The organism is Butyrivibrio sp. INlla16, assembly GCF_900104155.1.
Classification (GTDB): domain Bacteria; phylum Bacillota; class Clostridia; order Lachnospirales; family Lachnospiraceae; genus Butyrivibrio.
This window is the reverse complement of record NZ_FMYB01000017.1, coordinates 32,120-52,661: the sequence shown is the minus strand read 5'-3', so window position 1 is coordinate 52,661 and position 20,542 is coordinate 32,120. Positions and strand designations below refer to the sequence as shown.

At 44.1% G+C, this 20,542-nt stretch carries 16 protein-coding genes; all 16 read right to left on the bottom strand.

Going from position 1 to position 20,542, the window contains the following annotated elements; genetic code table 11:
- Positions 1 to 159 precede the first annotated feature (159 nt).
- The 16 genes from BLR42_RS09760 to BLR42_RS09680 all read right to left on the bottom strand — a co-directional run bounded on the left by BLR42_RS09760 (position 160) and on the right by BLR42_RS09680 (position 20,421).
- Positions 160 to 1,518: an MATE family efflux transporter gene (locus tag BLR42_RS09760; protein WP_091868670.1), complete on the bottom strand. Its 1,359-nt coding sequence runs from the start codon at positions 1,516 to 1,518 to the stop codon at positions 160 to 162.
- A gap of 131 nt (positions 1,519 to 1,649) precedes the next feature.
- The gene (locus BLR42_RS09755; RefSeq protein WP_091868613.1) at positions 1,650 to 3,527 is read right to left on the bottom strand and encodes a polysaccharide deacetylase family protein; all 1,878 of its coding nucleotides are present in this window, start codon (positions 3,525 to 3,527) and stop codon (positions 1,650 to 1,652) included.
- An 81-nt stretch (positions 3,528 to 3,608) separates the two neighbouring features.
- The gene (locus BLR42_RS09750; protein ID WP_139165136.1) at positions 3,609 to 4,751 is read right to left on the bottom strand and encodes a hypothetical protein; all 1,143 of its coding nucleotides are present in this window, start codon (positions 4,749 to 4,751) and stop codon (positions 3,609 to 3,611) included.
- Positions 4,752 to 5,985: 1,234 nt separating this feature from the next.
- Positions 5,986 to 6,609 (bottom strand): response regulator transcription factor, encoded by a 624-nt coding sequence (locus BLR42_RS09745; protein WP_242879294.1) that lies wholly within the window; start codon positions 6,607 to 6,609, stop codon positions 5,986 to 5,988.
- 3 nt (positions 6,610 to 6,612) lie between these two features.
- The gene (locus BLR42_RS09740; RefSeq protein ID WP_091868609.1) at positions 6,613 to 7,863 is read right to left on the bottom strand and encodes a sensor histidine kinase; all 1,251 of its coding nucleotides are present in this window, start codon (positions 7,861 to 7,863) and stop codon (positions 6,613 to 6,615) included.
- Complete coding sequence (locus BLR42_RS09735; protein WP_091868607.1) at positions 7,860 to 9,473, bottom strand: LTA synthase family protein; 1,614 nt, start codon at positions 9,471 to 9,473, stop codon at positions 7,860 to 7,862. Before BLR42_RS09735 ends, BLR42_RS09740 begins: the two co-directional genes overlap by 4 nt.
- A gap of 164 nt (positions 9,474 to 9,637) precedes the next feature.
- On the bottom strand, positions 9,638 to 12,136 hold the full coding sequence (locus BLR42_RS09730) for a glycoside hydrolase family 2 TIM barrel-domain containing protein (RefSeq protein WP_091868605.1): 2,499 nt from the start codon (positions 12,134 to 12,136) through the stop codon (positions 9,638 to 9,640).
- A 67-nt stretch (positions 12,137 to 12,203) separates the two neighbouring features.
- Entirely contained in the window at positions 12,204 to 12,848 is a 645-nt protein-coding gene (locus tag BLR42_RS09725) for a cytidylate kinase-like family protein (RefSeq protein ID WP_091868603.1), read from the bottom strand.
- A gap of 2 nt (positions 12,849 to 12,850) precedes the next feature.
- On the bottom strand, positions 12,851 to 13,561 hold the full coding sequence (locus BLR42_RS09720) for an ABC transporter ATP-binding protein (RefSeq protein ID WP_022763034.1): 711 nt from the start codon (positions 13,559 to 13,561) through the stop codon (positions 12,851 to 12,853).
- Between the two features lies 1 nt (position 13,562).
- Positions 13,563 to 14,321: an ABC transporter ATP-binding protein gene (locus tag BLR42_RS09715; protein ID WP_022763035.1), complete on the bottom strand. Its 759-nt coding sequence runs from the start codon at positions 14,319 to 14,321 to the stop codon at positions 13,563 to 13,565.
- Positions 14,322 to 14,323: 2 nt separating this feature from the next.
- The gene (locus BLR42_RS09710; protein WP_091868601.1) at positions 14,324 to 15,364 is read right to left on the bottom strand and encodes a branched-chain amino acid ABC transporter permease; all 1,041 of its coding nucleotides are present in this window, start codon (positions 15,362 to 15,364) and stop codon (positions 14,324 to 14,326) included.
- A gap of 5 nt (positions 15,365 to 15,369) precedes the next feature.
- Entirely contained in the window at positions 15,370 to 16,254 is an 885-nt protein-coding gene (locus tag BLR42_RS09705; protein ID WP_091868599.1) for a branched-chain amino acid ABC transporter permease, read from the bottom strand.
- A 110-nt stretch (positions 16,255 to 16,364) separates the two neighbouring features.
- Positions 16,365 to 17,561, bottom strand: a complete 1,197-nt coding sequence (locus BLR42_RS09700) for an ABC transporter substrate-binding protein (RefSeq protein WP_091868665.1) — start codon at positions 17,559 to 17,561, stop codon at positions 16,365 to 16,367.
- Positions 17,562 to 17,720: 159 nt separating this feature from the next.
- Complete coding sequence (gene radA / locus BLR42_RS09695) at positions 17,721 to 19,112, bottom strand: DNA repair protein RadA (protein ID WP_091868597.1); 1,392 nt, start codon at positions 19,110 to 19,112, stop codon at positions 17,721 to 17,723.
- 323 nt (positions 19,113 to 19,435) lie between these two features.
- Complete coding sequence (locus BLR42_RS09685) at positions 19,436 to 19,906, bottom strand: DUF2752 domain-containing protein (protein ID WP_091868592.1); 471 nt, start codon at positions 19,904 to 19,906, stop codon at positions 19,436 to 19,438.
- 107 nt (positions 19,907 to 20,013) lie between these two features.
- Positions 20,014 to 20,421 (bottom strand): endosialidase, encoded by a 408-nt coding sequence (locus tag BLR42_RS09680; RefSeq protein ID WP_091868590.1) that lies wholly within the window; start codon positions 20,419 to 20,421, stop codon positions 20,014 to 20,016.
- Between the last annotated feature and the right edge of the window lie 121 nt (positions 20,422 to 20,542).

The following is a 20,542-nucleotide window of genomic DNA, read 5'->3' as shown; positions in this document are numbered from 1 at the left end:
TAGTTTCCAAGTAATTTAACTCCCTGTGAAATAAATATAAATTTTTGGAGAAATATACGCCCGTACAAAAATATATGTGTGATTTTTATCTCGTTGCTTAAGCATAATCGATAAAAATCACACATATATTTTTTTCGGGCTTAGGTTTTCCAAGAATTATCATTTGATGCCGCGTTTTTTTACAAAGAATAGGTAATACGCAAGGAACAGTAGAGAGGTGGCGCACCAGGTTACGCGATAGCTCATTTCTATCATTTCCACGGTTCGGTTCATGGGGAAAACAACCAGAATCCAGAGTACGCGGAGTATGCAGATTCCGCACAGGGTGATGATCATCGGAACGAAGGCATCTCCCATTCCCCTAAGGACTCCAGCAAATATCTCAACAAAGATATATGTTATATAAAACGGAGCGAGGTAGAATATCATCTGGACTCCGATATTTATTACGTTTTGATTCACCACAAATATCTTAAGAAGAACATCTCCGAACATACAAAAGAAAGCACTCATCGGAACCGTGATGATTGCTGCTATTGCCAGTGCCTGTCTGGTGCTCTTTCGCACTCTGTCATATTTTCCCGCACCGTAGTTCTGACCCGCAAAGGTGGTAGCTACTGTTCCGAGCGATCCGATGGTCATCCAGAAAAGTACGTCAATCTTCCCGTAGGCCGCCCACGCTGAGGCCACATCTTTGCCCAAACTGTTGATGGATACCTGAATAAGAGTATTAGACAGTGTGTAGGTCGTAGTCTGAAAACCGGCGGGTATTCCGATTTTTATAATCTTGTATAACATCGGAAAATCTAAGCGGATTTTCCTGATATCAAGTCTGTAGCTGTCGCTGCTCTCAGCAAGGAGAATGAGCACTATTGCAGCGCTTATAAACTGGCTGAGTATGGTTGCAACCGCAACACCTGACACTCCGTAGACGTCTCCTCTTCTGCCAAGTCCGAGGACGATCACGAAGAGTACATCGAGGATGATGTTCACGATGCAGCTTATTACCAGGACGATCAGAGGTCGTCTGGAATCTCCGACTGCTCTTAGTATTCCGGCGCCCATGTTGTAGACGAGGTTCGGAATCATTCCAAGGAAGAAGATTCTAAGATACATTGTGGCTGCTTCCGCCTGCTCTACCGGTGTATCCATCGCGCTGATGATCCATGGTGATATAGCCACGCCTATTATGGTGAAAATTGCGCCGCCGACTATAGAGAGGGCAATCGCGGTGTGGACCGCTTTTTCTATCTCTTCGCGCTTACCTGCCCCGTAAAACTGGGAGATTACAACTGTAGCTCCTGAAGACAGCCCAAGGAAAAAGCCCAGAAAAAGGTTGACCACCATCGCTGCGGATCCGCCGACCGCTCCGAGCGCATCGCTTCCCACAGTTCTTCCGACAATGATCGCATCCACAGTATTATAAAGTTGTTGAAAAAAGGCTCCAAGAAGAAGAGCAAAAAAGAAAGACAGCATGTTCTTCCATATAGAGCCTGATGTGATATTTTTATTTTTCATAGCCATAGTATACTAACACTTTATGCTGCCGAATGCATCAAAAAATATAAAGAAACAGACTCAAATATATTTACAGTTTTCGAGAAGAAAAGGCTGTATATGCTATTTGAGTCCGTTATATTAATTCATCCTTAGTCCACTATTTTATATAGATATTCTGTATTGTAGGTTAGAACATAGAGGTATTCCTCTTGTACTATAAAGTAATATGGCGCTGATTTTACTTTGATTTTCTTTTGCACTTTGCCGTTATTCCTGTTCAGGATATAGATATAATCCGGCTCGTCGGTAAAGCCGTAGCCGCAGACTATGCTGTCACCCAGAATCACGAAATTATAGGATCCGCAAACCTGATCGTCACTTCTCCAGAGTGTCTCACCTGAAACAGTATCAATAGCGACGATGTAGGATTTGTGCGGGTTGGCTGACGCATAGGTTCTGTGACCGAGTGAAACGTAAAGTATGTTGTCTTTTACCAGCGCATATTGAATAGACGGCTCCGTAAAATCAGCAAACATCCCTTCTCCCTGATTGGGAGGGCTGATGAATTCATCAAAGTAATAATTGCCGTTTAGTGTCGAGGTCGACTCGTCAAATACCGTGAGCGACATCTCGCCGCCTTCCGCATTGTTTACTACGCTGTACTTGTATGTTCCATCAGAATACGGAAAACTCTCGGGGAGCGGTATTCCGGTATCCTTGGACCACTCATTCTCATTAAGCCAGTCTGTGGAATTTGTTTTTACCTCGCTAAGTTCAATCGAAGGTTCTCCCGCATTGGTGCTGATTCCATCCGCTGTCCACGCGCTCCAGCCGGGGTTCTTTACAACTGCATGATACCACCAGTCCTCGCCGTAGCCTTCCTCTTCACCCTCTGCGCTGCTGTCGTTATCTGCATTTTCGATATAGGGCTCAGCATCGATTGTTTCTATCTCAGCTTCCTTCAGTTCCATAGCAATCCTTGTAATATCAGGGATTTCTCCATCCTTATAATTATCATAGGTGTCTGTGAAAACATCCGGATAATCAGCGAACTTGATATAAACTGCACGCGCGCCTGCCGCATAAGTTCCCATAGCATAGTCTTCAAAATTTATCTGTATGCCATCGAAGCCAAGTGTCCACGCAAGAGCTCTCGCATTGTCCTTTAGTCTGTCGGGAATTCCGTTAACCAGGTTTTCCCTGTCCCCGGGACAGTCTTTAAAATATTCTTGCAAGTCATCATTTTGTTTTTCAATCTCAGTTGCGATGATTTCCGGAAGATCATCTGTATTCTTAACTACGTCAGAAAAAGCAATCTCTTTTCCTGTGACCGGATCATAGTTGTAGTTCGTATAATCCGCGTATCCGTGGGCGCCCGCAAGAAATGTGTAGTTTTCTACAACAAAAGAAAATACCCTTCCGTCTGCCCTGATGGGATAGAGATTATGAACAAACTCGTACGGCAGTCCCCAGCCGCTTTCAAAAATCCCATCTATTTCCGGAGCGCTTTTTGTGAGATTCTCTTCGATATCTTTCTTGCCATCTTCGCCGAATTTCTCAAGTATTTTGATAAGCTCGGGATATTTATCCTCCACACTTCTCTCGAGTTCGATGGTGTAATAATTTCCGGTGCCATACTCGGTAGTGTCCTTCATGAGTGCAATCGGATGGCTCTTATACATGCAGTCAATCGGATTATCAAGGTCGGCTTCTGTGAAAGATGATTTTGGTTCTTCAGTAGCTGGTACATCTCCGGGGTCAACATCGTTGGTGTCTTCGTTGTTGCCGCTATTACTATTATTGCCGCTGTTTTCATCGGTCGCGCCATTATTATCTCCGCTGCCCTCCGCTGATCCGTCTCCGTTATCAGCCTGCGTCCCGGCTTTAAGTCCTCCGGCATTCTGTCCGGCATCTCCCGCGCCTGAAGAATTTGCATCACCTTTTCCGCATCCGGCTGTCACCACCAGCGCAGCTGCCATGGTAATTGCCAGCATTTTTCTTAGTTCTAATAAAGCTCTCTTTCGCATATCCCCCTCCGAATGTGAATGATTGCATTACTTTGAATGATTGCATTACTTTTTCCCGGTTAGTATTCTGTCATTTTAGAATCAATATTCTGCCATCTCAGGATTAAGGGCGTTCATGTAAATCCCGCCAAAATCAGAATCCTGCCAGGTATCCCCGCCTGTATCCCAGGCATCTATAAAGGCACCGGTATTTTCATCATAGGTTACATTTTTATAAGTAACATCTATTGTGCCGGCCAGTTCTTCTTCCTTGGAATAGTTAACGTTAACTATACCGTTTTTCCTATAGAGGATATTATCAACCTGATATCCTTCCTTCTCTATCTCCAAGGCCAGATCAAAGCCCACTATCTTCTCGAGTTCTTTTGCGGTTATCTCTTTTCCTCCATACTCCATGAAATCCTTCTTGTCACTGTCATAGTAGAAATAGTAGGGCTTCCAGGTATGTCCCGTCCACTCGCTGGAGTCCTCTTCGCCTTCGGTGTAAGTGCAGAATCCATCATAGGTGCTAAAGGACATCTGAATGTTCTGAAGGTCTGTCGCAGAATTGATGTCGCCAAACCTTGAAATATTGGACTCCTTCAGTCCTGACTCATCAATGTAATAAACATAAGACACCTCAGCCGTAACATAAGCTTCATTAAAGATGATGAATTTCCTGTTCCCGGCATCAACAACTCTGAAAACATTGCCATTTGTCATGGTAAAGGTTCCATCGTATATCTTTTTGCATTTTTCACCGCTGACATAGTATACCGCGCCTTCACACCACCCGAATTCATCATCAGGTCCTGCGCCAACATAAACCACGCCCTCGTATTTTCCATCTTCGTTGAAATCATCAATGGCGCAGCATCGCACATCCGCGGCATCAGCGTCGGTTTCTGTAATCACAGTATCCAGGAGTGCTTCCATCTCTTCCTCGGAGATAGTTGTGCTCTTCATTTCCGGCCCAGATGTCTTCGGAACCTTTTCATCAGATATATCAGCGGTACCATTTTTACCTGCATTTTTACCTGCATTTTTGCCGTCTGTATCCGTAGTTTTGTCATCTATACCCGCAGCTGTACTGACAATCTCAGCCTGCGCATTCAAAGTCTGTGTCGGCTCAGTATCACTTTTAGCCTTAAGTCCGCATCCTGAAAATAAGCCTGCCGTCAGCAATGTCATTGGAATAATCAAACATATAGTCATTTTTCCGGATTCATATCTGCCAGTCATCATCTACCCCCTCTCTTTACTGTTTTCCTATGCTTTTTACCTATCCTTTTATTTCACAGATACCCTAGCAACTGTTCATCTGTGGTTTTCATCTTTTTCTTCATTCCACAGATTCTACCTCAACCAACATCTGTGTTTCTCACTAATCCTTCAATCCCACAGATATCCTACCAACTGTTCATCTATGGTTTTCATTTTTTCCTTTATTCCACAGATATGGCCGCTACAGGCTTCTGTGTTTTCGACTTTTCTTCCTATTTCACAGATACCTCAGCAACTATTCATCTGTGGTTTTCATCTTTTCCCCTATTCCACAGATTCTACCTCAACCGGCGTCTGTGTTTTCAGCTTATCTCTCTATTTCACAGATATCTTGACAACTTAATCCTACATCTACATCAAGAAAAGCACGGAATCTCATCTATCTTGGTATTAAAAGCCTACCCCTCATGCCCAGATATCCGCTATATCTCTTCTATCTTGGCATCACAAGCACAGCCTCATACCCAGATATCTGCCATATCTCATCTATCTTGGTCTCAAAAACCAAAATCCGTACCCATATCTCTTACATATCTCAACTATCTTGGTACTACAAGCCAAATCTCATACCCAGATACTCACAATATCTACTCTATCTTGGTCCAACAAACCAAAATCCATACCCATATATCTTCCATTTATCAACTATCTTGGTATCACAGACCAATCTTCATGCCTAGATATCCGCCATATCTCAACTATCTTGGTACCATAATCCCAATCTCATACCCATATATCTGCCATATCTCTTCAATCTTGGTCTAACAAGCCAAAATCCATACCCAGATATCTTCCATTTATCAACTATCTTGGCATCACAAGCACAATCTCATACCCAGATATTCACTATATCCACTCTATCTTGGTACAACAAACAAAAATCCATACCCAGATATCCCACAATGCACAGATATCTTGGCTCAAGAGCCTCCACATACGTGAAAAACCTCCATATACGTAAAAGCCTCCACATACACAAATAGCCTCCCCACGCGCCACATTGTTCCTAGATTCTGAGCCGGAGGTAATAACCCAGCCACCGCATAGCGGCTTTGCCCTTGATGGCACGAAAAATAACTGCTACACTGCTGCTATCGACGGAAAAACCTATTGTTCCTGAGTTCTTCGCCGTCGGTGATACACCCACAGCAGTTATTTTTTGCGCTGTCAAGGGTGGCGTCCGCACACCTAAACACTAATCATTAATCACAAGCCCCAGTGTTCTTGCCTTAACCGCGAGCTCCAGCCTCGTGTGATAGCCCGTCTTCTGCAGCATATTTGAGATATGCATCTTCACCGTGGATGCTTCAACACACAGCTTCTCGGCAATTTCCTTATTAGAGGCACCGGTCACAAGTTCTCTTAGAATCTCGGTTTCTCTCTCAGTAAAATCAGTGCTCTGCGCGTTTCCGACCGTGACCTCCATATGTTTGCTTGGATAGACGGATTCGCCTTTCATCGTGCGCTCCATTATCTCGCGTATCGGCTGCTCCTGAACCTCCTTTTGCCAGAAGCTCTCGACTCCGATTTCCTTAGCTCTCTTTTCGTAGGAAAGCTCCGGCATGGATGTCACGATGATAATCTTTATACCCGGTTTTTTCTTCTTTATTATCTCTGCAGCCTCAAGCCCGCTCATGCTCCCCGGAAACAGTACGTCAAGTATCACAAGGTCTGCGTCATGCGCTTCAAGAAAATCAAGTGCTTCTGTGGCTGTGGCAAAAGAAGCTCGCATTTCATAGCCTTCCATGCCATCCACAGCGCTCTCGAATATCTCTCTGATCATCCTGAAATCTTCAGCAATCACAACCCCGTACGACACTGACTAATCCTCCTTGGGCAAAATAATCTCCATGCAAAATTCGGGTGATGTGTATATCTTCAAACTTCCGCCCACGCTCTCAATATCATGTCTGAGATTCCTTAGGCCACCCTTTTCCTCAATCTCTTTCTCCGGTTTCTTTCCATCATTTAAAAATGTAAGGATATAACTTCCGCCGGTTTCCTTAACCTTTATTGTAGCAAGTTTTCCGTCCGCGTGCTTTAACGTATTTCCAATATGTGCTGATATCGCAGAATCCACCACCGGAATGAGCTTAGTTTCCTTTGGCAGTTCACCGACTATCTGCAATTTAATGCCGAGCTTGTCAGCCTCCTTGGAAATCACATAATAGGGAAGCTCCCATTCTTCCTGTTCTTCGTTCAAAAGATGCCTGATATTATCCTTCCAAAGGTAAAGAAGTTCATCCCTGTCAACGCTCTGCGGCTCCGCAAGGTACCTTCTTGCTATGAGAATGCTCTGACCTATATTGTCATGAAGCGCAACCTTGAGCTGCAGCAGCTCACGGCTCATGGTCAGGTATTCTATAGTTCTAAGGAGCGCCTTAAGTCTGGTGTTTAGCTGCGCTGCCTTTGTTCGCCTCTCCTCAAGCTCCTGAGTAAGAGCATATTCTCTGCTGACATCGGCCGCAATTATCTCAGGTATTTCCTTATTTTTTATGAAAAGCTTCTGCTGCCTTATGCTATAGGTTCTGCCATCTGAGCATCTTACAAGAGGTGCTTTCCCCTCCGAAACAGCCATTGCAGTTTCTGTTTCATTCAGCCTGTTGCAGAACTCTTTTCCATCGGTAACCCCTTTTCCGAAAAGATCCACACTTATGTCCTGCATAGTCTGATTGACCATAAGCGGCATACCATCATTATCATTGTAATAACAAAGGCCTGTCGGAAGCATGTCAAAAGCTTCCTTCACCGACATTGCAGAAATATGTGTCTCCTGCCATTTTCCTATCATATATTGCTGTGCTACCGCGATGAGGAGAAGTAGTATCTGAATAACCAAAAGAATCGGAAGCGGAAGCTCAAGCTTTATCACATATAAACCTATATGGTGCATATCAAGAATCTGTAACAGCAGATTAGTAATAAGTGTCGCCACAATTGAAGCTACAATGTTTAGCCTGCTTCTCTTTAAAAACAGAGACCTTATCGTGTTATATATAAAAGTCATCAGAATAATATATGTTACAGCGAGTATCATTCCTCTTGAGGCTAACGAAAGATTTCCAAAGGTCATGCTTCCACCTCCTTTGAAACAGTCACATAGAAAGTATCATCTTCGTTTCGGATAGAAAGCCTGCTTCCAAACTCCGTAAGCTCGCTCTTCTTCCAGTCCTGAGTAATAGTGCATACAGGCGAGTCAAAGATTATGGTAATCTCAAAGCGTTCGTTTTTCTCAAGTCTGACCATGCAGGAATGGATGCTGTTCCATGCGTCTTCCATCAGTTTCTCAAAAAGATCGTATGTAAATATTATAAACGAAGATGGCATATCTTCCACCATGTATTCCATAAGTTCGCAGCTAATACCGTTAAGCCCCATATAGTCCATAGATTCCCTGATAGCCAGGCAGAGCTCCGCGGTTGAAACAGTGGGGCTCTCATCGGATATAAGCATAAGATTTCCCATACGCTTTATGAATGCACTTAAGAAAGTAGCATAAATCAAATTCGCCCTTGAAACAGTTCCGCTTTCGTCCTTTTCCAAAAGCTCATAGACACGTGCAGCCTGCGGCCTTACAGCATTAGCTATACTGTTGTAAAGTCTGTTCTTGGTCTCAAATCTCACACGCTGGGCTCGAACTTCATTCTCCTGTCGGATCAGATCATTTTCTTCCTCAAGCTCCTCGGTTACCTCCGAGATTTCTTCGTTCAGCCTGTTTATAGATGACATGTCTACAACCCAGTTTATGTATCCTCCCGAAATAAATTCCTTTTTTATTATATGATCCTTGTCCTTTTCATCGGGATTCCAATTTTTAGAAGTCAAAATTGCCCTGCCGTCAGCATCGCAGATAGCCGCATTTATTCCGGAGTAATCAAACAAAAGCTCATACCCAGTGTTTGCGGGAATAAAGCCTATCTGAATTCCACTTTCAAAAATCGTGATAAACGGGAAGCAGAATGCTTCCTGAAGATGATATATTTTTTGTCCAAAAAGAACCGGCGAACCGCCTACAACAATATAAATAACAAGCAGGGACATTCCTATCACAAGCCATATTGCAGGAATATACCAGGATTTTCTGGCTGATGAAATGCTGCATCTTTTCATGAAAACAACAAGTGAGCCTATACCCAGTACTGCCATCCATGCAAAGACAAGAGCATATCCCCATTTTCTGCTGTATTCAATAGGTTCCTCACCGTAGAAACTGAATACCTGCTTATGAAAAGAATTCGTCATGACAAATATCACCAGCATGACCTCTGCGACTATTAGTATCCGCTCAGCTATCCGGACACGCTTTATGCTTCTGACAGGCTCAGTGTACAGTGCAGCCATCATGCCAAGGAGCGGAATTGCCGTCATAGGAATATAGTAACCATACCAGATATATGTGCTTATAACAGGGCAATCATCAAAAAAATTAAATCTGGATACGCGCAGAACAAAAAGGATGACCATAAAGGCGCAGACATAGAGAAGTCTTTTTTTGATTGCACCATTAAGGATTCTGCGCCTGACCATCAGTCCCCAGGCGATGAACAGCATGCTGTACAAAATGGATGAAATATGATCAATATATGGATAAAACGGCCTATAGATTTCGAAAACAACAGCAGCTACAGCTATCCCGCAAAGGATAGCCAGCACTTTTTTATTTGTTAACCCAAATCTGTCCAATCACACCCTCCCCCGGCAATAATAGCCTTCCACAATATTGTATCACTAATACTTCGTCGATAAAATTTCGATATTTAGTATAGAATGATATATAACCATTGTAAAAGAATCTATTTTTTCTTACTACCGCCAAATGGTGGTAATTGGGTGATTAAACTGTTTTTTCATGCTATATCGAAATGCTCTTCAATCGAAGGAAGCTCATTCGCAGAGATTTCAAGCGTTACCTGGCCTTTTTCATATCCGGCGCGGATAATAGCCATCGCCCGGCCGCGGAATGTTACGGTTCTTCCATCGGTGTAATTATCCTCGGTTACCGGATTTGCTGAGCCAAACCCTGAAAGGACTGCAATATTATGCCTCTCCTCATTTCGCTCGGTCTCAGCATCATCCGTCAGTTTAGCTTCTATTGCAATTTCTGCATCGGGAATTATATTTCCTTCGCCATCAACAATTTCTATTCCGACGTAAATAAGATCGTGACCATCAGCCTTCATCTCTTTCTTTTCAGGAATAAGACGTATATGGTCAGGCTCTCCTGTAGTCGTTAAAACATCCCTGCTTACTTCCTTTCCGTCTAAGAAGCTTATTGCCTCAACTTTTCCCGGTTCATAAGTTGTATCAAAGAATGCACAATTCGGCATAGGGCGTTCAACAGATACAGGCTTTCTTCCGAGTGTTTTGCCATTCACGAATACTTCGACCTCATCCGCATTCGAGAATACGGCAAGTCTTACCGGTTTATCTTCATATCCTGCATAATTCCAACATGAAGCCAGTGCCGGGAATCCCCATAGTGTCATCATCTCGGTCTTTCCATAAGTATCAGGATGCATTGAAAACAGATGTGTTTTCCCGCTTCCCCAGACGATGCTTCTGTACGCACCTTGTGGCAGCATGTGTCCCGTAATATCAAAATCGGCATCATTGGCAAGACGCCAGGGATATGGTGATCCGCTCGGAGGCATAAGATACCAGCCACCTGTCTTTACACGCTCGTCATCGGCTTCAATATAATCAGCCTTTCCTATTCCGGCTTCTCCGATATAATCCCATGCAGTCCACGTGAACTCACCTATTACATAGGGCAGTTTTTCCACAAGAGGCCATCTAAAGCCTATTTCTTTAGGAAAATTCTCTGATCCCAGTATTACTCTTTCAGGAAACATCTTATGATCGCGCTCATAGATATCCTCCATGTAGTTGTATCCCACTACATCAAGTCCGTTGGTGAAGGGTTCCGTCATCGTCTCCCAGCTTCCGTCATTAAGACCATTTGCGGAATTCTGCTCCTGACTCTGATTTTTCATAAGTTTGTCATCCAGGCCACTCCAGAAGGAACAAATTCCGTTGCTTACAGGTCTTGATCCGTCCAGTCTTCTGATAGTCTCCGCAAGCTGCGTTGCAAGTGTATAGCCGTTATCAAGTCCCCCTCTCTCCGGTATCTCATTTCCCGTTGACCATAGGATAACAGCAGGATGATTTCTATCTCTTCGGACAAAATCAGTCAGATCCCTTTTCCAGTCTGTATCAAAGAACTGACTATAATCTCCACCTCTCTTTGCCATTCCCCACGCATCAAAGGCCTCATCGAATACATACATTCCGAGTCTGTCACAGGCCTCTATCAGAGCTGCAGATGGCGGATTATGCGCAGTTCGTACAGCATTGAAACCTAATTCCTTGAGCTTTTTTATCTTTCTTGCTTCAGTCTCATATAAAGAAACAGCGCCTAGAAGTCCATTGTCATGATGAAGGCAGCCACCTTTGAGTTTTACTGACTTCCCGTTAATCCTTAGTCCTCTTATTGCATCCGCAGTGATTGTTCGAACTCCAAAAAGAGTCTCAGCCTCATCAATCTCATCGGTTTCCTTTGGAATGAAATGCGTGCGGTATACTCCAAGGCTCTTAACACTTGTCTTTACTCTGTATAGATTCGGATTATCCGCATCCCAAAGTTTTGGATTATTTAAAATCATTGCCATTCTGGCGTTCTCTGTTTTTCCGGGATTTATCTGTATAATACGTTTCGTAGTAGTCTTTACAGCACCGGTATCCTCTTCACAAATTGACACATTAACTTCAACCAGTCTGTTTTCTGTCGTGAAATTTTGAACTTCCACATTGGCCTCCAGAAAAGCGTTTCCCTCGGCCACTTCCTTCGTAAATACAAAAACTCCGTTCTGAACAACATGCACCCTGGGCCCGCAGCAGATCATAACTCCTCTGTAAAGTCCTGATCCTGTATACCAGCGTGAGTTAACATGCATACTGGTATTGCAGTTTATCGTTATCCGGTTTTCCTCTCCAAAGGTTACGTAATCCGTAAGATCTACATAAAACGGAGCATAGCCATAGTGCCGGCTGCCAACCTTACACCCGTTTACATCAACTGTCACATTCATCATTGCGCCGTCAAAAGAAAGACCTGCGCAGCCTTTTTCCCATTCCTTGGGAATAAAAATGTTTTTAGTATAATTTGTGAGACCGCCTTTGAAATACCCGCTGTCAGACTTAGCAGGCGCATCCGGTGAAACCGGTGTTCCTATCATTCCATCATGAGGAAGATTAACTATTTCACCCGGGTCCTCCTCCAGCATTCCAAGTGAATCAATAAAGCTTCTTCTGAAAATCCAACTGTCATCGATGCATATACTCTTCATTTTATCCCCCAACCTCAGATTAATATGCAATGTCTGTTTTCTTGCTTTATATAATTATCCTAAATTATCAGTCAAAGCAGTCCTCGCCAAATCTGACTCTTGCGTAGGCCTTGATAGCTTCAACGCACTTTTCAAAACCAAGCTTACCACTGTCGAGACAGAGGTCGTAGTTCAAAGCATCGGTCCAGACATGGCCTGTGTGATATTCATAATAGTCTGCTCTTGCTTTGTCAATCTGAGCAATATATTTTTCAAGGTCCTTTCCCGTAAGGGGCTGAACCTTGCCTGCTTCCTGCATGAGGAAGTCCTGATCAGCATGAACAAATACGCTCATGACATTGTCGTAATCCTTCAGCACAAAATCTGCACAGCGTCCGATGATTACGCAGGGCTCTTTCGTTACGGCAAGCATCTTAAGTGCATTTGCCTGATAGCTGAAAATGTCCTCATCAGAAGCAACATTATAATCGCCGGGCTTTTTTACTTTTCCGTCATAAACCTTGGGGCCCAGAGCAATCTTGTTCTTCCAGTTGTTTCGTACTTTCTCGTCGGCATCAACAAAATAGCTTTCGTTTATTCCACTGATGTCTGATGCAACCTTGGAAAGTTCCTTATCATAATAGTGAATGCCAAGCTCTTCGGCGAGCATTTTTCCTACGGTGCGTCCGCCGCTTCCGTACTGTCTTGCGATGGTGATGACGATATTCTTCATGTTTATTCTCCCAGATATGCCTTCTTAATTGCTTCGTCGTTGAGAAGATCGCTTGCAGGACCTTCCTTGACGATGCTTCCTGTCTCGAGGACATAAGCTCTGTCGGCGATAGTTAATGCTTTTCTCGCGTTCTGCTCAACAAGGAGTACGGTAACGCCGTCCTTGTTCACGTCCTCGATGATACTGAAAATCTCATTTACAAATATCGGTGAAAGTCCCATTGAAGGTTCATCCATTAATATTATATCAGGATGTGACATGAGTGCGCGACCCATTGCAAGCATCTGCTGCTCACCGCCTGAGAGCGTTCCCGATATCTGGTTCTGTCTCTCCTCAAGTCTCGGGAATCTCTTGAATACCATTTCAAGGGTTGACTGAAATTCCGCAGCATCGTTTCTGGTATAGGCTCCCATTTTCAGATTCTGTAAAACGGTCATATCCGCGAAAACGCGTCTGCCTTCAGGTACCTGCGCCATTCCCAGAGATACGATTTTGTGCCCCGGTGTTGTCACAAGATTTTTATCCTTATAGATTATCTCACCCTCCGAGGGCTTAAGAAGTCCCGAGAGTGTATGAAGTGTTGTTGTTTTTCCGGCGCCGTTTGCACCGATAAGAGCTACGATTTCTCCCTTATCTACATGAAAAGAGATGCCCTTGAGGGCCTTTATAACGCCGTAGTTTACGCTTAAGTTTTTTACGTCTAGTAGTGACATGTTATTCTCCCAAATACGCCTTAATTACTTCCGGATCCTGCAAAACTTCTTTTGTCTCGCCTTGTTTTAATACCCGTCCGAAGTTGAGTACTGTTAGCTTCTCACAGATTCCGGACACGAGCTTCATATCATGCTCGATCAAAAGGATCGTCATGTCGAATTCCTTGCGGACAAGGGCGATGGTCTCCATGAGCTCTGCTGTCTCGTTGGGGTTCATACCTGCCGCGGGCTCATCGAGAAGAAGGAGCTTCGGTGATGTTGCCATAGCTCTTGCGATCTCGAGCTTTCTCTGCTTACCGTAAGGGAGGTTGCTTGCAAGGACGTCCCTCTCCTTATCAAGATCGAATACCTTGAGGAGCTTTAACGCCTCCTCGTCCATTTCTTTTTCCAGCTTCCTGTATTTTCCGAGATGCAAGACACTTTCAAGTGTGCTGTACTTAAAGCGCTCGGTCAGTCCCACCTTAACGTTATCGATAACCGACATCTGGTGAAACAGTCTGATATTCTGAAAAGTTCTTGCGATTCCGGCGTGATTTATCTCGATGGTATTTTTCCTGGTGATGTCCTCACCGTCGAGGCGTATAATACCCTCGTTCGGCTTGTAAACGCCTGTAAGAAGGTTGAATACCGTGGTCTTACCTGCACCGTTCGGGCCAATGAGTCCGTAGAGCTCGCCCTTTTGTATCTCAAGGGAAAAGTCGTCAACAGCGCGAAGTCCGCCAAATGCAATACTTAAATTGTTAACCTGAAGTAATGTCATAATTACGCATTCCTTTTAATAAATTTGTGAGCTACTTTTTCTCTCCACTCTATCGCTGCGGGTGCCCAGTTAAAGAGCATCATCGCAATAAGCACGATTGAGTAGATCAGCATTCTGTAGGTGTTAAGACCTCTGAGCATCTCGGGAAGAAGGTACAGGATTGCAGCCGCAATGACCGAGCCCCTGATATTTCCGATTCCGCCAAGCACAACGTATACAAGAATCATGATTGATGCGTTGTAGCCAAAGTACTGTGAGGTCGCCGTAAGTGACGTGATATTGTGTGAAAAGAGCACGCCTGCGGCACCTGCAATTGCAGCCGAAATTGTGAAGGCAAGCATTTTATACTTGGTGACATTGATGCCTGCGGATTCAGCCGCGATGCTGTTGTCACGAACCGCCATGATCGCACGTCCGTCCCTCGAGTTCATGAGGTTTAGTACCACGAAAAGCGAGAGCAAAAGTACAACAATTGCGATGGTAAAATTCGCATCTCTGGGGGTACCTGTGATTCCCATGGCTCCGTTTATTATTACCTGTCCGTCTGGCTCCATTCCGAGATCCATTACATTATTCAGTGAAATGTGAGGTCCCTTTGAATCAACACCGAAGTAGATTGCATTTATAACGTTTTTGATAATCTCACCAAACGCCAGAGTGACGATGGCGAGGTAGTCTCCCTTAAGTCTTAGTACGGGAATTCCTATTAAAAATCCGAACAGCGCAGCAAATGCGATTCCCACAACAAAAGCGAGGAAAAATCTCGGCGCTGCCGGCAGAGTATTCTGAGTCAGTTTTGAGAAAACAGCACTCGCAAACGCACCTATACACATAAATCCGCAGTGACCTATACTTAACTCTCCGAGGATTCCGACGCAGAGATTAAGCGCAACAGCGATAACCGCGTAATAGGTCATGGGTACGAGTAGTCCCTTCAAATGGCTTGAAAGGTTGCCGGTTTTCATAAGGATCTCCATTATCAGATATAACGCGATCACGATTCCGTAAGTTATAAATTGGTCTTTGAATTTTTTCTTTGTCATGGCGGTTACACTTTCTCTTGAATTTTCTTTCCTAATAATCCTGTAGGTTTAACGAGCAGCACTACAATGAGGATTCCGAAAACAATCGCATCCGAAAGCTGTGAGGAGATGTAGGTTCTGCTGAGGATCTCAACGATACCAAGCACCAGTCCTCCGATCATTGCACCGGGAATTGATCCGATTCCGCCAAATACCGCTGCCACGAAGGCTTTGATTCCGGGCATCGCGCCAAGGTAAGGTGAAAGCGACGGATATGCTGAGCAAAGAAGTGCTCCCGCGATAGCAGCAAGAGCTGAACCTATAGCAAAGGTAAGGGAAATTGTTTTGTTTACGTTTATTCCCATGAGCATAGCTGCGCCCTTGTCCTCGGCAACAGCAAGCATAGCCTGTCCTTCTCTTGTCTTGTGGATGAAAAGCTGAAGCACGATAAGGATTACCACACTTGAAAGGATGGTAATTATTGTTACTCCCTGGATTTTCAGATCACCACCTGCAAAGGAAAGTCCCTGCCATGAAACAACCGATGAAAATGATTTGATATCCGCTCCGAAAATAAGAAGAGCCAGATTTTCAAGAAAATAACTGACACCAATTGCAGTTATAAGAACAGCCAGAGGAGAAGCTGCGCCTCTCAGGGGCTTGTATGCCACCTTCTCCGTTGTGATTCCGAGCAGTGTACACAGAATCACTGCGGCGATAAGTCCCACGACGGTATTGCCACTAAAAGTGGAACAGATTGTAAAAATGACATAACATCCCACCATGATGAAATCACCGTGTGCGAAATTCAGCATTTTGGCAATTCCGTATACCATAGTGTAGCCAAGGGCGATAATAGCATAGATACTCCCCAGACTAAGTCCGTTAATCAGATAGATCAAGAAGCTCATATTTCCTCCAACAAAGATTTGTAAATATGGAACGAGGAATGCCTTTGACAGCATTCCTCGCCACCTCGCGATATGAAAATTATATCAAAAAATAATCTTTTATAACACTATTATTCTGCTGTAACGTAAGCGCCGTCCTTAATAACAACAGCCTTAGGCTCCTTGTTGGGCTCGCCGCTTGCATCCCATGTCATAGTGTCTGATGTAAGACCTGAAGCTGTGATTGTAACAATCTTGCCCTTTACAGCCTCGCAGAGATCGCTGACACTCATATCAGGTGTAGCACCTGCCTCTTCAAGGCACTGCTTAATGATGTAAACTGCATCGTAAGCGTCTGCTCCGAACTGGTTAGGTGTCTCGCCGTATTTTTCCTTGTAGTTCTTAACGTAGTTAACTGTGAGATCATCTGTTGCATCAGCTGCGAAAGGTGTAAGAAGCATAAGTCCTTCTGCAAGTGATGTATCGAAGTTCTCAACTGTAAGGATACCATCCATACCGTCTACACCGAAGAATATAGGAGCATATCCCATTGTGTTAGCCTGTGTAAGGATAAGTGATGCCTCTGTATAGTAGATAGGAAGGAACAGAAGCTCTGCGCCTGCGTCCTTAGCCTTCTGAAGCTGAACTGAGAAGTCTGTCTTGGAATCAGCTGTGAAAGCCTCAGCAGAAACTACGTCAAATCCCTGATTAACAGCTTCCTGTGCAAATGTCTGATAGATACCTGATGAATATACATCTGAGCTGTCGTAGATGATGGCAACCTTAGATGCAAGCTTGTGGCTTCCGATGTACTGTGCGGAAGCAAGACCCTGGTTAGGATCTGAGAAGCATACACGGAAAACATTGTCATAAGCTACGCAGTCAGCAGCTGAAGCTGAAGGTGTAAGCTGGAACATGTTGTCCTCATGTGTGTTCTCACTAACTGCGAGTGAGCAAGCACTTGTTGTTGAACCAACAAGGAACTGCATACCCCAGTCCTTAAGTGTGTTATAAGCGTTTACGGACTTCTCTGCGTTAAGCTCGTCGTCCTCGCCCTTCATCTCAACCTGATAGCCGTTGATACCACCGTTAGCGTTGATCTCATTTACTGCAAGCTCTACCGAGTTAACAACAGCAAGACCATATGCAGCAGCGCCACCTGTAAGAGGTCCGATTGAACCGATTTTAAAAGTAGCTCCGCTTGCTGAACTCTCAGTAGCTGTGCTCTCTCCTGTAGATGCTGTGTTTCCGCCTGCATTGCCGCCGCAACCTGCAATTGTTCCTGCAAGAAGTGCTGATGCTGCAAGTAAACTGATCACACTCTTCATCTTCTTCATAATTTGTCCTCCTCGTTTTTACGAATATTACATATACTATGTTACGCAAATTAATAGTTGCTTATACATGTATACAATGTAATTAGTTAAAACTTTACAGTATTAAAGTAATTATGTCAACTACCATTTGGGCCGGCAGCGATTTACGAATCACCTTATCATGCCAACCGCTTCCTGAATTGAAGAAACTCCGATGATCTTAATATCCTTGAAAGCGCTCTTAAGCTTTGCCTCTGCGGACTTTGGAACAAGGCAGGTCTTAAAGCCCAGTCTTGCAGCCTCTGATACTCTGATGTCGGGCATATTGACCGAGCGCACCTCTCCCGAGAGTCCGACTTCACCGAAGGCAATCACATCATCGGGGATAGGTCTGTTGCGGAAGCTCGACACAATTGCCATGCACATCGAAAGATCAAGGGCCGGTTCAATGAGCTTCATTCCGCCTGCGAGGTTTATATAGCAATCGTATGATGAGAGTTCAAGTCCCACTCGTTTTTCGAGAACTGCCATAAGCAGGTTCACGCGGTTGTAATCGGTTCCGTTCGCCTGGCGCCTTGGGAAATTGAAATTGGTGTGGCTTACCAGCGCCTGAATCTCTATGAGAATAGGTCTTGTGCCCTCGATGGAGCAGGTAACCACTGAGCCGCTGGCGTTTTCCGGTTTTCCTTCCAGCATGAACTCTGAAGGATTCTCGACTTCCGCAAGTCCCTCCTGCCTCATCTCAAATACCCCGATCTCATTTGTTGAACCGAAACGGTTTTTCACAGCTCTCAGGATTCTGTAGGAGGCATGTCTGTCACCCTCGAAGTAGAGCACTGTATCCACCATGTGCTCGAGGACTCTGGGACCTGCCACGGTTCCTTCCTTTGTCACATGTCCAACAATGAAAATCGAGACCCCAAGCTGCTTAGCAATACGCATAAGAACAGCCGTTGACTCCCTTACCTGGGATACACTGCCGGGAGCAGAGCTCACGTTTTCATTGAACATCGTCTGAATTGAGTCGATAATGACGACATCCGGATTCTGCCTTCTTATAGTCTCCTCAATTGTTCCAAGATCTGTTTCACACAGCAGCGACATGTCGTCTGTAAATTCGCCTATTCTGTTTGCACGAAGTTTAATCTGCTGGAGCGATTCCTCTCCTGAGATATAGAGAACTTTTCTCTTATCAGCAGCAAGAAGCCTTGCCGTCTGAAGAAGCAGGGTTGATTTACCGATTCCGGGATCGCCGCCCACAAGTGTAAGAGAGCCCTTAACCAGGCCTCCTCCGAGAACTCTGTTAAGTTCACCGATGTGGGTGTCGAATCTGTCCTCTTCATTAAGAGTGATTTCCGAAAGCTTCATAGGCTTATTCTGCGCCTCGCCGCTTCCTGCAATACCGCTTATGTTTCTCTTGGATGTTTTTCCTGTCACCGAGGGCTTTATTGTCTCCTCAACGAAGCTGTTCCACTCCTTACAGCCGGGACACTGTCCCATCCATTTTGCAGACTCATAGCCGCAGCTCTGACAGAAAAACACTGTTTTAATCTTTGTTGCCATAATTTATTTCATTACCTTTTCTTTTAAATTTGTGTTTTTGAGAAAAAGTAAATATTTGCGGTTTTTCAGCACTTTGGTATACATTTGGGACCTGTTTTGCATGGATTTTAACAGAAAAGTAAATGAGAAGGATTTTTAGAGACTTTGGTACCCATGATTTCTCAAAACAGGGATACCAAAGTAGAAAAATCGACTTCATATTTACTTTTCAAGATAAATTCCATGTAAAAAGCTCCTAAAAGGTATACCAAAATGCCGGAAATCGTGTTTTATTTACTTTTTCTTTAAATCCGTAGCTAAATTATCATATAACTAAATATAGTTTATCTAAATAACGATAATATCAGTCTGTCATACTCGGGATAGATATATGCTAACACATTCTGGTGAGTATAAACCATCGGCTCTGTACTGGGGAATGAATGCGTCAGCCGCCATACATATACACCTATCGTTATGCATCCAACTATTATCAGCGGATATTTCAAAGAATTAAAACTCTTCCCCTGAACATATCGCTGATAAGCTCCGATTATCAGGACCACAATCCAAAACGGATACGAGGGATTATACTGCATCGCCCTTATCGGATGGAGCGTGATGAAACTGATAAGAGCTCTCGTCATCCCGCACCCGGGGCACGGAAAGCCTGTCACAATCACCATGGGGCAGAAACGATGAAAAATCAAAGTAACCGCAAACCATGCAAACACAATTACCAATATCGGAAGGCCATTATGCCGGATATCCTCTTTTATGCGATTTTTAATGAGTGCCATTTTTTCTCTCGGCATATAATATCCTTATATTTCATAGTGTTTAAAATACATTATAGTGTTCATTCTACACCAATCTTGCATCATATATAAAGAGGGCCGCATCTGCAGCCCTCTTTCATATTTTATTTATGAATTTCTACTTTTGATGAAGCGTTTCCAAGCGGAACACTGAAGCTCAGCTTGCCTCCTACTCCTGTTTGCATCGGTCCGATATTTTTACCGTCCACAAGAATGTGGTAATCAGTATTCTCCTCCAGTCCGACTGTTATCTGTGCATCTCCCGGTCCTTCAACCTCAAAAGAAACACCGTCCTCCTTTTCCTTGAAGTGTGTAACCGTTGTCCCCGGAACTGATTCATATAGGAACATCTCATTCTGCTCAAGCTTGGTAATGTCCTTGAAGGTCTTAACCTTTAAAATATTGCCCTCATACTCGAAATTGTCGAGCTTTTTCTTCTCCGGCAACTCATAATTACCAAAGCTGAAGGTTCCATCAGCTTCCGTCCTCAGCAACTGCTCTACGACAGCCATTTTCTACCTCCTGTTTTGATTACTCCGGGCATCAGCGGCATTTGAGGAACTGCTGACGTCCTTTGTAATAGTACAAAATGTTTTTACTGATATAATTATAAAGCATCCGAATCAATAATTA

Excerpts from the sequence above, each read along its gene's own strand:
- BLR42_RS09760 (WP_091868670.1), bottom strand. The coding sequence starts at position 1,518 with ATGAAAAATAAAAATATCACATCAGGCTCTATATGGAAGAACATGCTG.
- BLR42_RS09755 (WP_091868613.1), bottom strand. The coding sequence starts at position 3,527 with ATGCGAAAGAGAGCTTTATTAGAACTAAGAAAAATGCTGGCAATTACC.
- BLR42_RS09750 (WP_139165136.1), bottom strand. The coding sequence starts at position 4,751 with ATGATGACTGGCAGATATGAATCCGGAAAAATGACTATATGTTTGATT.
- BLR42_RS09740 (WP_091868609.1), bottom strand. The coding sequence starts at position 7,863 with ATGACCTTTGGAAATCTTTCGTTAGCCTCAAGAGGAATGATACTCGCT.
- BLR42_RS09730 (WP_091868605.1), bottom strand. The coding sequence starts at position 12,136 with ATGAAGAGTATATGCATCGATGACAGTTGGATTTTCAGAAGAAGCTTT.
- BLR42_RS09725 (WP_091868603.1), bottom strand. The coding sequence starts at position 12,848 with ATGAAGAATATCGTCATCACCATCGCAAGACAGTACGGAAGCGGCGGA.
- BLR42_RS09720 (WP_022763034.1), bottom strand. The coding sequence starts at position 13,561 with ATGTCACTACTAGACGTAAAAAACTTAAGCGTAAACTACGGCGTTATA.
- BLR42_RS09715 (WP_022763035.1), bottom strand. The coding sequence starts at position 14,321 with ATGACATTACTTCAGGTTAACAATTTAAGTATTGCATTTGGCGGACTT.
- BLR42_RS09710 (WP_091868601.1), bottom strand. The coding sequence starts at position 15,364 with ATGACAAAGAAAAAATTCAAAGACCAATTTATAACTTACGGAATCGTG.
- BLR42_RS09705 (WP_091868599.1), bottom strand. The coding sequence starts at position 16,254 with ATGAGCTTCTTGATCTATCTGATTAACGGACTTAGTCTGGGGAGTATC.
- BLR42_RS09700 (WP_091868665.1), bottom strand. The coding sequence starts at position 17,561 with ATGAAGAGTGTGATCAGTTTACTTGCAGCATCAGCACTTCTTGCAGGA.
- radA (WP_091868597.1), bottom strand. The coding sequence starts at position 19,112 with ATGGCAACAAAGATTAAAACAGTGTTTTTCTGTCAGAGCTGCGGCTAT.
- BLR42_RS09685 (WP_091868592.1), bottom strand. The coding sequence starts at position 19,906 with ATGCCGAGAGAAAAAATGGCACTCATTAAAAATCGCATAAAAGAGGAT.
- BLR42_RS09680 (WP_091868590.1), bottom strand. The coding sequence starts at position 20,421 with ATGGCTGTCGTAGAGCAGTTGCTGAGGACGGAAGCTGATGGAACCTTC.